Raw genomic sequence first — 13110 nt, forward strand, 5'->3', positions numbered from 1 at the left:
GCGCCGGCCGCCCCTCGGCGGCCCAGGCGGCGGACCGTTCGAGCGGCACGCCGTCGACCAGGACCGCTCCCCCGGCGACGGTCCGGCCGAGGCTGGGCAGCGCCGGCGCCACCACGAGCAGCCCGCCGGGTTCGCGCAGCGCGGCCAGCTCCGCGGCCAGCGGGCCCCGCAGCGTCGAGTCGACCTTCTTGACCACGACGCGTCCGGGCGGCAGCAGCGCGAGCGCCGTCCGGCACCGGTCGGCGGCGACTTCGGGGCCGGCGTAGCGTGAATCGGTGTCGACGGCGACCACGCCCTCGCCGAGCGATGCGCGCATCGCCGACAACGTTTGCAGGTCGAAGATGCGCGGAGTGCGCAGCACGAACGCCGCCGCCGCCTCGGCCGCACCGGTCAGGTCGTCGGCGAGCAACAGCACGGAAGCGTCCACTGAACACACTCCTTCCTGCACAGATGCGGCACGAGCAGTGGGGCCGCGATGGTCGCTACGACCCTTCCCGGCATGAGTGAACGCTACGTTACTTGCGCGTTTCGCGCAAAGGTGCAAGTGTGACCCGCACAACTTCGCGGACCCCCGGAGGTGACGATGAACGGCAGCGCACGGCCGCGCCGCGGCCTCAGCCGTCGCGACCTGCTGCGGGCCGGCTTCGCGGCCGGCGCCGGCATCGCGCTCGGTCCGGCGCTCGCGGCCTGTGCCGGGCCCACCGGCACGTCCGGCGCCGGCACCCTGACGCTGGCGCTGAACCGGTCGCTGGTCAGCCTGGACAACAAGCTCAACCAGTTCGACGCGCACGTCACCGTCCAGCGGGCGGTGCGGCAGGCGCTCACCCGCATCGGCGACGGCCTGCGCGCCGAGCCGGTGCTGGCCGAGAGCTTCGAGCTCGCCTCGCCGACGGCCTGGCGGGTGCGGCTGCGCCCCGAGGCCGTGTACTCCGACGGCACCCCGGTCACGGTCGCCGACGTCGCCACGGCGCTGGAGATGTACCAGCAGGTCGAGGCGTCGTTCGTCGGCAACCAGTTCCCGGAGTGGCCGGCGGTGCGGCCGATCGACGACCGCACGTTCGACCTCGTCACGCAGCGGCCGCTGGTCGGGCTCGACTCCCTCATGAGCAACATCCTCATCACGCCGGCGGCGGCCAACCTCCCTGAGGAGCTGTCCGACGGCGTCGGCAGCGGGCCGTACGTCGTCACCCAGGCCAACCGCGGCACCGGCGACTACACGCTGGCGGCCAACCCCGACTACTGGGGTCCCGCGCCGGGGGTCGAGCAGGTGCGCATCCGGTTCCTCCCCGAGGAGACCAGCCGGGTGCTGGCGCTGCGCAGCGGCGAGGTCGACGTCATCGACTCCATCTCTCCCGACTCCGCGGAGCAGCTCGACGGCCTGCCGGGCATCAGCCTGCTGCAGGCCCAGGGCACCCGTCTGGTGCAGCTGTTCTACAACTTCCGCAAGCCGCCGGAACACCCGCTGTCGAAGGCCTCCGTGCGGCAGGCGCTGAGCCTGGCCATCGACGGCCGGAGCATCGTGCGCGACGTCCTGCTCGACAGCGTCACGCCGACCGACGGCGTCGTCCCGCTGAGTCTGGACGGCGCGTTCGAGGTCGGCCGGTTCGAGTTCGATCCGCGCAAGGCGCGGCAGATGCTCGACGCCGAAGGGGTCGACGACCTCGAGCTGACGGTCATCTGGGAGTCCGGCGAGTTCGCCTCCGACGCCTATGTCATGGAGGCGGTCGCGCAGATGCTCGGCGACATCGGTGTCCGCGTGCACCTGCGCCAGTTCGAGCCGGGCGGCGACCTCCCCACCTGGCGGCAGGGCCGGGGCGGCGACTTCGACATCATCGGCAACGGCTACGGCAACCAGACCGGCCTGGCGCTGACGAGTCTCAAGGGCCTGTTCGGCGGCACTCCCGAGATGGAGACGACCGGCGACGCGTTCATGGGCTTCGTCTACGACGACATCGCCGGCGGCATCGGAGCGGCGGCGGCCGAGACCGACGACCAGCGGCGGGCGGTGCTGCTCGAGGACGTCCAGCGGTCCATCTGGGACCTCTGGCCGGCCATGTGGGCGTTCACGCAGGACGTCCTGCTCGCCCACCGCGACACCGTGAGCGGCCTCGACCTGCTGCCCATCAACTCCTACGACCTCGCCGCGGTGCGGCTCGAGGAGGGGTGATCATGGCGCGATATCTGGCGTTGCGGGTCGCGCAGAGCCTGCTCACCGTGTTCCTCATCGTCTCGACGGTGTTCGTGCTGGTCCGCCTGGCGCCGGGCGACCCGGCCGCGGCCATCGGCGGGCCGACGGCGACGACGGAGGACCTGCAGGCCATCCGCGACGAGCTCGGCCTGGTGGGGTCCGTCCCGCAGCAGTACTGGCACTTCATCACCGGGCTGGTGCAGGGCGACCTCGGCCTGTCCTACTCCTTCCGCCAGCCGGCGCTCGACGTCGTGCTCGAGCGCCTGCCGTACACCATCACGCTCGCCGGCGCGGCCATCCTGCTGACGGCGCTCATCGCCATCCCGCTGGGCATCTTCACCGCCCGCCGGGCCAACAGCGGCTGGGACGTCGGCGCCAACATCGGCACCATCGCCGGGCAGTCGATGCCGGAGTTCTGGACCGGCATCATGCTGCTCACCCTGCTCGCGGTGGTGGTGCCGGTCTTCCCGGCGTCCGGGTTCACGTCGTGGTCCGGGCTGGTGCTGCCGGCCGTCACCATCGCGTTGCTGCAGATCGCGCTGATCTCCCGGCTGGTGCACCGCGAGATGGCCGGCAACCTCGCGGCACCGTATGTCACGGTGGCCCGCTCGCGGGGCGTCGCGGAGCGGGCGCTGACCTGGCGCTACGCGTTCGCCAACTCCTCCATCCCGGTCGTCACGGCGCTGGGCACCCGGTTCGCGGCCATGCTCAACGGCGTCGTGGTGGTCGAGGTGGTGTTCGCCTGGCCCGGCATCGGCTCACTGGTGGTGCGGGCGCTGGAGACCCGCGACTACCCGCTGATCCAGGCGACCGTGCTGGTGACCAGCCTGCTGGCCATCGGCGTCCAGTTGCTCGTCGACCTCCTGTACCCGCTGTTCGATCCGCGGGTGCGCGTCGGAAAGGCGGTGTCGCGATGACGACGCAGACACAGGCCGCCCGGCCGAGCGCCGTCACGGCCGACCGGCTCAGGTCCTCGGCCGCGGCGCTACGCCGCCGGGCCAGCCGGCTCAAGATCGTGCTCGGCGCGGTGCTGGCCGGCATCGTCGTCGTGCCGATCCTGCTGGCCGGTGTGCTCCCGCTGCCCGACCCACTGGAGCAGGACCTCTCGCAGCGCCGGCTGCCGCCGTTCACCGACGGTCACCTGTTCGGCACCGACCAGCTCGGCCGCGACCTGCTGTCGCGCATCCTGCACGGCGGCCAGGTGTCGCTGACGATCGGCGTGCTGGCGGTGCTGGTGTCGGGCGTGGTCGGCGTCATCGCCGGCGCGGCCGCCGGCTACTACGGCCGCTCGGTCGACGCCGTCGTGTCGCGGCTGCTGGAAGCTCAGATGTCGGTGCCGCTGCTGCTCCTGCTATTGCTCGTCGTCGCGCTGTTCGGCCCGTCCATCACCGTCATCACCCTGGTCATCGCGTTCGCCCAGTGGCCCGAGCCGGCCCGGCTGACCCGGGCGATGGTGCTGGTCGAACGCGAGAAACCGTACGTCGCCGCGGCTAGGGTGCTCGGCCTGCGGCGCGCGGCGGTGCTGCTGCGCCACGTCGTGCCGAACATCATCAACCAGGTGGTCGTGGTCATGCTGCTGCTCCTGGCGCAGGCGGTGCTGCTGGAGAGCGCGCTGAGCTTCCTCGGCGCCGGGGTCGAGCGGCCGCACCCCACGTGGGGCCGCATCATCTCCGACGGCCAGGGCTACATCACGACCTCATGGTGGCTGGTCACGCTGACCGGGCTGGTCATCGTGCTGCTGGTGGTCGGGGTCAACCTCCTCGGCGACGGGCTGCGCGACCGCGTGTCCCGGTCCCGGGCGGCGAAGGGAGAGTCGCGATGACGCTGCTCGACGTCCAGCACCTGCAGGTCGAGCTGATGACCGCGGGCGGTGTCGTCCGCGCGGTCGACGGCGTCTCGTTCACCGTCGGCCGGTCCGAGACCGTCACGCTGATCGGCGAGTCCGGCAGCGGCAAGTCGACCACCGCCATGGCCGTTCAGGCGCTGCTACCGGCCAACCTCGCAGTCGTGTCCGGCCGCTGTCTCATCGACGGCGTCGACGTCGTCGCGCGGCCGGGCGAGGCGGCGAAGCTGCGTGGGCGGACCGTCGCGATGATCCCGCAGGACCCGATGACGGCGCTCAGCCCGGTGTCGACCATCGGCAAGCAGCTGGGCGAGGTGCTGGCCCGCAAGGACGCCGGGCTGTCCCGGTCCGCGCGGCGCGAGCACGCCGCGGAGCTGCTCGACGCCGTGCGCATCACCGATCCCCGGCGCCGGCTCGACGCCTATCCGCACCAGCTGTCCGGCGGCATGCTGCAACGGGTGCTCATCGCGATGGCGCTGGCCATCGATCCGCACCTGCTGGTCGCCGACGAGCCCACCAGCGCCCTCGACGTCACCGTGCAGGCCGGCATCCTCGACCTGCTGATGGACCTGCAGGAGCGCACGTCGGCCGGCATCCTCATGATCACCCACGACATCGGCGTGGCGCGGCTGGTCAGCGACCGCGTCCACGTCATGCGCGACGGCCGGTTCGTCGAGAGCGGCGAGGTCGAGGCAGTCGTCGGCGCGCCGCAGCAGGACTACACCCGACGGCTGCTCGACGCCGTGCCGCGGCTGGGCGCCTGGGAAGGAGACTGAGAGATGACGAACGATCCGCTGCTCTCCGTGCGCGGCCTCGCCGTCGAGTTCACCACCCACGGCCACCGCAACCGGGTCGTCGACGGCGTCGAGTTCGACCTCATGGCCGGCCGGACCCTGGCCGTCGTCGGTGAGTCCGGCTGCGGGAAGTCCACCCTGGCCAGGACGTTGGTCCGGCTCGAATCCCCGGCCGCGGGGTCCATCCGGTACGCCGGGCGCGACCTCGCGACGCTGTCGGAGAAGGAGCTGCGGCCGCTGCGCGGCGACATCCAGATGATCTTCCAAGACCCCTACGGCTCGCTCGACCCGCACCTCACCGCGGCCGGCATCGTCGCCGAGCCGCTGCGGCTGCGTGGGGTCCGCGACCGCGGCGAGCGTCGCCGGCAGGCCGTCGAGCTGCTGCGACGCGTCGGCCTCAAGCCCGAGCACGCCGACCGGCGGCCGCCGGAGTTCTCCGGCGGGCAGCGCCAGCGCATCGGCATCGCCCGGGCGCTGGCCAGCCGGCCGAAGATCCTCATCTGCGACGAGGCGACCAGCGCGCTCGACGTCTCGGTGCAGGCGCAGGTGCTCGACCTCCTGCGCGAGCTGCAGGAGCAGGAGGGCATCGCGTACCTGTTCATCTCGCACAACCTCGGCGTGGTCCGCGAGATCAGCCAGGAGGTCGCGGTCATGTCGCAGGGCCGGTTCGTCGAGCACGGCCCGACCGAGGAGGTGCTGGCCCGGCCGCGGCACGACTACACCCGCCGGCTGCGCCGCGCGGCCCTCGACCCGGCCCTCATCGCCGGCCGCAAGCCGCGGCTGTTCGCCCCCGCGACCAGTGCAGGAGCCGTCTCGTGACCATCCCCCGCGCCGTCCTCGGCACCATGACCTTCGGCGACACCGTCGACCACGACACCGCGGCCGGCATGCTCGACCTCGCCCACGACGCCGGGGTCACCGAGATCGACACCGCCAACGCCTACGCCGGCGGCGCCACCGAGGAGATGCTCGGCGAGCTGCTGGCGCGACGGCCCGGCCGGTTCACCGTCGCCACGAAGGCCGGCATCCCGCACCCCGACGCCGGCGACGCGCCGCCACTGTCGCCGCGGGCCGTCCGGGCCAGCCTCGAGGGCAGCCTGCGCCGGCTCCGGCTCGACCACGTCGACCTGTTCTACCTGCACCAGCCCGATCCCGCGACGCCGCCGGCCGACACCGTCGCCGAGGTCGCGAAGCTGGCCGCCGAGGGGCTCATCGGCCGGGTCGGCGTGTCGAACTTCGCCGCCTGGCAGATCGCCGAGCTGTGGCACCTGTTCGCCGCCGCCGGGCTGCCCGGCCCCGTCGTCGCGCAGCAGCTCTACAACCTCGTCGCGCGCCGCATCGACGACGAGTACGTCGCGTTCGCACTGGCCAGCGGCATCGAGACGATGGTCTACAACCCGCTGGGCGGCGGACTGCTGTCCGGCCGGTACGCCTCCGGGGCCACGCCCGGCGAGGGCCGGTTCGCCACGTCGCGGCTCGCGCCGATGTACCGCGAGCGCTACTGGGACCCACGGCTGCTCGAGGCGGTCGACGCGCTGACGGCCATCGCGGCGGACGCCGGCGTCTCGCTGCCCGAGCTGGCGCTGCGCTGGCTCGCGTCGCAGCCGGTGGTCGGGTCGGTGCTGCTGGGGGCGTCGAAGCCGGCGCACCTGACGGCGAACCTCGCGGCGCTGGCTCGCGGCCCGCTCCCCGCCGACGTCGCCCGCCGCTGCGACGATGTGGGCCGGCAGCTGCGCGGCCCGATGCCCGCCTACAACCGCTGAGAGTCTGGAGTACCGCCTGTGACCACGTCCGCCGCGTTCGACGCCATCGACCGCATCCGCCGCCGCGAGCGGTGCGTCGGCTACTGGATCGCCACCGACAACCCGGCCGGCACCGAGCGCATCGCCCGGCTCGGCTACGACTACGTCGGCATCGACGCCCAGCACGGACTCCTCGACTACAAGGGCTGGCTCACCGCGCTCCTCGCGATCGAGGCCGGCGGACGCAGCGCGGGCCTGGTCCGCGTCCCGGCCAACGACCTCACCTTCATCGGGCAGGCGCTCGACGCCGGCGCACACGGCGTCATCGTCCCGCTGGTCGACACCGCCGAGCAGGCGGCCGCCGCCGTCCGGGCCTGCCGCTACCCGCCCGAGGGCGGCCGCAGTTATGGCCCCATGCGGGCCGGTCTGCGCATCGGGCCGGCGCCGGCCGAGGCCAACGCGCACGTGCTGTGCGTCGTCATGATCGAGACACTCATCGCGCTGGAGAACGTCGAGGCCATCGCGGCGACGCCCGGCCTCGACGGCGTCTACGTCGGCCCGTCCGACCTCACCCTCGCCCTCGGCGGCGCCTCGTCGACCGACCCCGCGGTCGCCGACCGGCTCGACGAAGCCGCCGGCCGGGTCGCGCGAGCCGCGTCGGCCCAGGGCATCGCGGCCGGCATCCACTGTCCCGACGGTGCGACGGCGCAGCGGCGGCTGGCGCAGGGGTTCACGTTCGCGACGGTCAGCTCCGACCTCGTACACCTCGAGCAGGCCGCGGCGGCGCACCTGGCGGCGGCGCGGAGCTGACGGTCCATGGAGGCGATCGACGACGCTCTGGTCACCGGCCGGCGCGGGCTGCGCACTCGGCCCGGCACGTTCCTGCTCGGGCCGACCGGCGCCCGGCTGTGGGCCGACTACCTGGAGCCGCGGCCGGGCTTCGCCGGCGCGATCGACCTCGTGCACAAGCTCAACATCCCCCTGCTGTTCACCGTCACCGGCGTGGACCTCCCGGCGCCGTGGGAGGCGACCTGGCGGCCCAGCCGGCTGACGGTGTCGGCCTCGAGCGGCTCGGGCGTGGAGTTCACCGAGGACAAGTTCGTCACCTGGGACGACTGCGCGGTGTCGGCGCAGGTGTGGACCAACCGAGGCACCGCGCCGGTGACGCTGCGCCTGCGGGTCGACCGGTCCTGGGTCGACGCCGGCGGGTTCGGCTCGCGGCCGGTCGAGCGGCACGGGTTCACCGTGCTCGCGCTGGTGCGCCCGTCGGAGCCCGCCGTCTGGGACGGGCTCACGGTCGGTCCGGGCGAGCGGGTCGAGCTCGTCGTCGCCGCGGCCCTCGGGCTCGCCGAGACCGAGACCAGCGACGACCTCGAGCGCCGGCTCGACGCCGTGCTGTCCGTCCCGGCGGGCGCGCCGGAGGGCCGCGACCGCCGCGACGGCCGCGGCCCGGCCGTCATCGCGAGCACCCCCGCGCAGCCGCGGCCGCACCCCGTCGTCGACCGGCAGGTCCGCGAGTACCAGCGCTGGTTCGACGCCGTGCCGTCGTTCGACTGCAGCGACCCGGTGCTCACCCGCACGTGGGCGTACCGGTGGTTCCTGCTGCGGCACAACCTCGCCGTCCCCGGCGTCGGCGGGCTGCCCGGCCCGCTGTTCTACGAGGGCCGCGCGCACAAGATGAGCAAGACGCCGTGGGACCCGGCCGGCTGGGAGTTCAGCAAGCTCATCCCGCTGTCCAGCCCGATGCACCTGCTCGAGGCGCGCTGGCATCCCGACCCCTCGCTCGGCGCCGGGCTCTGGCGCACCCTGCAGGCGGCCCAGGGCGCCGACGGGCTCTACCGCAGCCGCACCGTCGCCGGTGAGTTCCACGCGTACGCGAACTTCCTCGGCTGGGCCAGCTACCAGTACGCGCTGGTCCACCGCGACGTCGACGGCGCGGCGGCGATGCGCGACTCGCTGGCGGCGCAGGTCCGCGGCGAGCGGGCGGCGCTCGCCACCGGCGGCGACGAGCTGCCGGTCGAGACCGAGCACATCCTGACCGGCAAGGAGTACCAGCCCAGTTACTGGGCGTTCCACGACTACCCCGCCGATCCTCGCGACCGGTCCGGGTACACGCCGCTGAAGCGGGTCGACCGCGCGATCTACCACTACCGCAACGCCCGCGGCGTCGCCGGCCTGACCCGCCTGCTCGGCGGCGACGGCGGCGATGGCGACGGCGGCGACGGCGCGGCCGAGTTCGACGCGCTCGCCGACGCCGTCGCCGCACAGGTGCTGGCGAAGCAGTGGGACGCCGGCACCGGGTTCTTCTACGACCTGCACCACCGCACCGACCAGCAGGCCATGGTCCGCAACGTCGTCGGGTTCTACCCGTACTGGGCCGGCATCGTGGGCGCCGAGCACCTGCCCGGCTTCGAGGCGGCGTTGCGGCTGTTCTCCACCGGCGCGCCGCTGCCCTCCACGGCGCCGGACTGCCCGGTGTACAGCCCCACCGGCGACTGGCGCGGCGTGTTCGTCAAAGGCCGCAACGGCTGCTCCTGGAACGGCCCGGCCTGGCCGTACACCAACAGCGTCGTCATCGACGGCATCGGCGCGACCAGCCGGCGGTTCGGCCACCGCTACGACGCCGACTTCGGCCGGCTGCTGCGCTCCTACGCGCTGCTGCACTTCCAGCAGCACGACGGCCGCACCCCGTACCTCGTCGAGCACTACAACAGCGAGACCGGCGAGCCGATCAGCGACGAGGTCGACTACCTGCACTCCTACGTCGTCGACCTGCTGGTCCGCTACGTCGCCGGCCTCGAGGTGGGTCCCGGCGCCCTCACCGTCGACCCTCTGGACATCGGGCTGAGCTGGTTCGCCCTCACCGGGGTGCGGGTCGCCGGGCACACCGTCGACGTCGCGTTCGACCGCGAGCGCGGGCTGCACGTCGTCGTCGACGGCGCCGAGGCCGCGGCCGCGCCGGGGCTCGCCGCGCTCACCGTCGCGCTGACGTGACCCCTCCTCAGGCGATCGCCGCGGCGCGGACGCAGAGCACGTCGGGCAGGTGGCGGATGACCTCGGTCCAGGTCTCGCCCTCGTCGGCGCTGGCGTAGACCGAACCGTCGCGCGTGCCGACGTACACGCCGGCCGCGCCGTCGACGTCGTCGGCGCACATCGCGTCGCGCAGGACGACCCCGTAGAACCCGCCGGGCAGCCCGTCCGCCGACCGCGACCACGTCGTGCCGGCGTCCTCGGTGCGCCAGACCTGCAGCTGCCGCTCCGGCGGGGTGCGCTCGCCGTCGGCGATGAGCGGCGCGACCCACGCGGTCTCGCCGCGGTGCGGATGGGCGACGATCGGGAAGCCGAAGTCGGCCGGCAGCCCGCCGTCGATCGGCGCCCACGTCGCGCCGCCGTCGCCGGAGCGGTACACGCCGCCGTGGTTCTGCGCGTAGAGGCGGTCCGGGTCGGTCGCGTCGCGCGACACCTTGTGCACGCACTGGCCGTACTCGGGCGCGTCGCCGGGCAGGAAGTCGGCGCGGATGCCGGCGTTCGACGGCGACCAGCTGGCGGCGCCGTCGTCGGACACGTAGACGCCGCCGGTGGACATCGCGACGAGCACCCGCTGGTCGTCGCTCGGGTGCGGCAGGACGGTGTGAATGGCCTGGCCGCCGAAGCCGGCCTCCCAAGTCGGCCGGTGCGGGTGGTTCCACAGCGACTCGACCAGCGCGAACGTCTCGCCGCCGTCGTCTGAGCGCCAGAGCGCCGACGGCTGCGAGCCGGCCCAGACCACGCCCGGTCGTCCGGCGGTGTCGGGCCGGAGCTGCCACACCGCCTCGACCGACGCACCGGCCTCGGCCGGGAACCGGATGCCGCTGCCGTCGGCCGCCTCGGTCCACGTAGCGCCGAGGTCGTCGGACCACGAGACCCCCGGCCCCCAGTGCGAGCTGCTCGCCCCCACCAGCAGGCGTGGCCGGTCGCCGCGGGTGTCGATGGCGCACGCCGCGACGGAGCTCATCAGGAAGTGCGGCCCGTCGACCGACCACGTCCGGCGGTCGGCGCTGCGCAGCAGCCACAGGCCCTTCTTCGTGCCGACGGCGAGCAGGACGTCGTTCATGCGATCGCCTCCCGCCGCCTTACGCTACGCCGGGCGGCGCCGGTTGGTCAGGCTCCCGGGCCGACCACCACGTTGGCGAGCGGCTCGCCGGCCGCCAGCCGCGTCAGCTGCGACTGCACCAGCCGCCGGGCCCGCGGCAGGAACGCCGACGACAGGCCGCCGACGTGCGGCGAGATCAGCGCACCGGGCAGCGTCCACAGCGGGTGGCCGGGCGGCAGCGGCTCGGGGTCGGTGACGTCCATGGCGGCGCGGATGCGGCCCGAGCCGACCTCGGCGACCAGCGCGTCGGTGTCGACGATCGGCCCCCGCGCGACGTTGACCAGCACCGCCCCGTCGCGCATGCGGCCGAGGAACTCCGCGTCGACCATGCCGCGGGTCTCGTCGGTCAGCGGCAGGATGAGGATGACGACGTCGGCCCGGCCGAGCAGCTCGGGCAGCGCGTCGAAACCGGCGACGCCCTCGCGCGCGGTGCGGGCGACCTTGAGCACGTCGCACTCGAACGGCTGCAGCCGCGTCTCGATGGCCCGCCCGATCGCCCCGTAGCCGACGATGAGCACCGTCCGGTCGGCCAGCGAGTCGTACCAGCCCTGCAGCCACTCCCCCGTCGGCGCCGCGCGCACGAACGCCGGGATGCCGCGCAGCGTCGCCAGCGTGAGCGTCACCGCGAGCTCGGCGGTGCTGGCGTCGTGCACACCGCGCGCGTTGCAGAGCGTGAGCCCGTCGCGCACGTAGGGCAGCACGTGCTCGTAGCCGGCGGTGAGCGTCTGGACGGCGCGCAGCTTCGGCAGCCGGTCGAGCAGCTCGACGGCCGCCGGCGAGAAGCCGTACGGGATGACGTAGTACTCGACGCGGTCCAGCACGTCCTGCGACGGGATGCCCGATGTGTCGTTGCTGGTCAGCATGTCCGGCCCGGTGCTCGTGGTCGGTTCGCCGGCCCAGACGTGCACGTCGAGGCCGGTCGGCAGCGCCAGCGAGTCGGCCGGGAACGGGATGAGGACGTCCACCATGGTCCTCGAACCTACCGTTCCGCGCGTGACACGATGGGTGCGTGTCCATCCGGCGGATGATCGTGGTCATCGCGGCGCTGGCCGTGGCCGGCGCGTCCTGCTCGTCGTCCGGATCCGGGTCGGACGGTTCGCCGTCGCCGTCCGGGGCGCCGTCGGCGTCGTCGCCGGGTGGGTCCGCGTCACCGTCGGCGCCGCTGTCGCCGGGAACGTCGTCGCCGTCCTCGCCCGCCGCGCAGCCGGGGCCGGTCACGCCGTCGTCCGGAGAAGAGATCGTGACGGGGCTGGCCGCGCCGTGGAGCATCGCGTTCGTGCCCGGCAGCGACGGGCAGGCGCTGGTGACGCAGCGCGACGAGGGCACCATCGTGCTGGTCGACGATTCCGGGACGGTGACGCCGGTCGGTGCCGTCCCGGGGGTGGACGGGACGGGCGAGGGCGGGCTGCTGGGCATCGCGTTCGACCCCGCGTCGCCGGCCGACCTGTACGTCTACGCGACGATGGGCGCGCAGAACGTGGTGCAGCGGTCGACCTACGCGAACGGCGCGCTGGGAGAGTTCTCGGTGGTGCTGGACGGGATTCCCGCGGGGACGCGGCACGACGGCGGGCGGCTGGCGTTCGGGCCCGACGGCATGCTGTACATCTCGACCGGCGAGAGCGGCAACCCCGACGACGCGCAGGACCTCGGCAGCCTGGGCGGGAAGATCCTGCGCATCGCGCCGTCCGGAGAGGTGCCCCCCGACAACCCGTTCGACGGGTCGCCGATCTGGTCCTACGGTCACCGCAACGTCGAGGGCCTGGCCTTCGACGACGAGGGCCGGCTGTGGGCGTCGGAGTTCGGCGACCGCGAGGCCGACGAGGTCAACCTCATCGTCGCCGGTGGGAACTACGGCTGGCCGTTCGTCGAGGGGATCGGCGGCGCGCCCGACTACGTCGACCCTGTCGTGGAGTGGCGGCCGACGTCGGAGTCGTCGCCGAGCGGACTGGCATACGTCCGCGACACCCTGTTCGTCGCGGCCCTGCGGGGTGAGCGGCTGTGGCAGGTGCCGCTGTCGTCCGGCGGGGAGGCCGGCGAGCCTGCGGCGTTCGTGACCGAGTTCGGGCGCCTGCGCGACGCCGTCGTCGCTCCGGACGGGACGCTGTGGGTGCTGACGAACAACACCGACGGGCGCGGCTCGCCTCGCGACGGCGACGACCGGATCCTGCGGCTGACGCTCACCCCGTAGGGCTCTTCGGCCTGGTCGGGGGACGTTTCGGACGTTCGTGGTCAGGGTGGTCCCCGGTCCCGGAATCAGGGGACGATCGTCACCGAGTCGGAGCCTTCGGAGATCGATTCGGTTCTAGCGTTGGGGCATGGCCAACGAGACGATGCCGGGCGTTGCCGGGCCGAGCGGTGCCGGGCCGGGTGCGGGCGCCGGGCCGGGCGGTGCCGGGCCGGGTGCGGGCGCC

Annotated in this window: 12 protein-coding genes; 9 read left to right on the forward strand and 3 right to left on the reverse strand. The window is 73.6% G+C overall.

Annotated features, from left to right (window positions below):
* On the reverse strand, positions 1-427 hold a 427-nt coding region (locus DY240_RS27235; protein ID WP_199702581.1), incomplete at its 3' end, for a four-carbon acid sugar kinase family protein.
* Between the two features lie 156 nt (positions 428-583).
* On the opposite strand from DY240_RS27235, the gene DY240_RS27240 reads away from it, so the two are divergent.
* From DY240_RS27240 to DY240_RS27275, 8 genes are read left to right on the forward strand one after another with little or no spacing between them, the layout of a single operon-like run.
* A complete protein-coding gene (locus tag DY240_RS27240; RefSeq protein ID WP_119662815.1) occupies positions 584-2167 on the forward strand; it encodes an ABC transporter substrate-binding protein in 1584 nt (527 codons plus the stop codon).
* A 2-nt stretch (positions 2168-2169) separates the two neighbouring features.
* On the forward strand, positions 2170-3105 hold the full coding sequence (locus DY240_RS27245; protein ID WP_119662816.1) for an ABC transporter permease: 936 nt from the start codon (positions 2170-2172) through the stop codon (positions 3103-3105).
* Positions 3102-4010 (forward strand): ABC transporter permease, encoded by a 909-nt coding sequence (locus DY240_RS27250; RefSeq protein WP_119662807.1) that lies wholly within the window; start codon positions 3102-3104, stop codon positions 4008-4010. Before DY240_RS27245 ends, DY240_RS27250 begins: the two co-directional genes overlap by 4 nt.
* Positions 4007-4807 (forward strand): ABC transporter ATP-binding protein, encoded by an 801-nt coding sequence (locus DY240_RS27255; RefSeq protein WP_119662808.1) that lies wholly within the window; start codon positions 4007-4009, stop codon positions 4805-4807. Before DY240_RS27250 ends, DY240_RS27255 begins: the two co-directional genes overlap by 4 nt.
* 3 nt (positions 4808-4810) lie before the next feature.
* Positions 4811-5644 (forward strand): ATP-binding cassette domain-containing protein, encoded by an 834-nt coding sequence (locus DY240_RS27260; RefSeq protein WP_119662809.1) that lies wholly within the window; start codon positions 4811-4813, stop codon positions 5642-5644.
* A 26-nt stretch (positions 5645-5670) separates the two neighbouring features.
* The gene (locus DY240_RS27265) at positions 5671-6588 is read left to right on the forward strand and encodes an aldo/keto reductase (protein WP_119662817.1); all 918 of its coding nucleotides are present in this window, start codon (positions 5671-5673) and stop codon (positions 6586-6588) included.
* A gap of 18 nt (positions 6589-6606) precedes the next feature.
* The gene (locus DY240_RS27270) at positions 6607-7377 is read left to right on the forward strand and encodes an HpcH/HpaI aldolase family protein (RefSeq protein WP_119662810.1); all 771 of its coding nucleotides are present in this window, start codon (positions 6607-6609) and stop codon (positions 7375-7377) included.
* 6 nt (positions 7378-7383) lie between these two features.
* Entirely contained in the window at positions 7384-9561 is a 2178-nt protein-coding gene (locus DY240_RS27275; RefSeq protein ID WP_119662811.1) for an MGH1-like glycoside hydrolase domain-containing protein, read from the forward strand.
* Between the two features lie 7 nt (positions 9562-9568).
* On the opposite strand, the gene DY240_RS27280 is transcribed toward DY240_RS27275, so the two are convergent.
* Both DY240_RS27280 and DY240_RS27285 read right to left on the reverse strand, forming a co-directional pair.
* Positions 9569-10660 carry a WD40/YVTN/BNR-like repeat-containing protein gene (locus DY240_RS27280; protein ID WP_119662812.1) on the reverse strand — a complete coding sequence of 364 codons (1092 nt, stop codon included), beginning with the start codon at positions 10658-10660 and terminating at the stop codon, positions 9569-9571.
* A 47-nt stretch (positions 10661-10707) separates the two neighbouring features.
* On the reverse strand, positions 10708-11667 hold the full coding sequence (locus DY240_RS27285) for a 2-hydroxyacid dehydrogenase (protein ID WP_119662813.1): 960 nt from the start codon (positions 11665-11667) through the stop codon (positions 10708-10710).
* A gap of 41 nt (positions 11668-11708) precedes the next feature.
* Here DY240_RS27285 and DY240_RS27290 point away from each other — a divergent pair, with 41 nt between their 5' ends.
* Positions 11709-12887 (forward strand): PQQ-dependent sugar dehydrogenase, encoded by a 1179-nt coding sequence (locus DY240_RS27290; protein WP_199702593.1) that lies wholly within the window; start codon positions 11709-11711, stop codon positions 12885-12887.
* Positions 12888-13110 lie beyond the last annotated feature (223 nt).

The organism is Jiangella rhizosphaerae, assembly GCF_003579925.1.
GTDB lineage: Bacteria > Actinomycetota > Actinomycetes > Jiangellales > Jiangellaceae > Jiangella > Jiangella rhizosphaerae.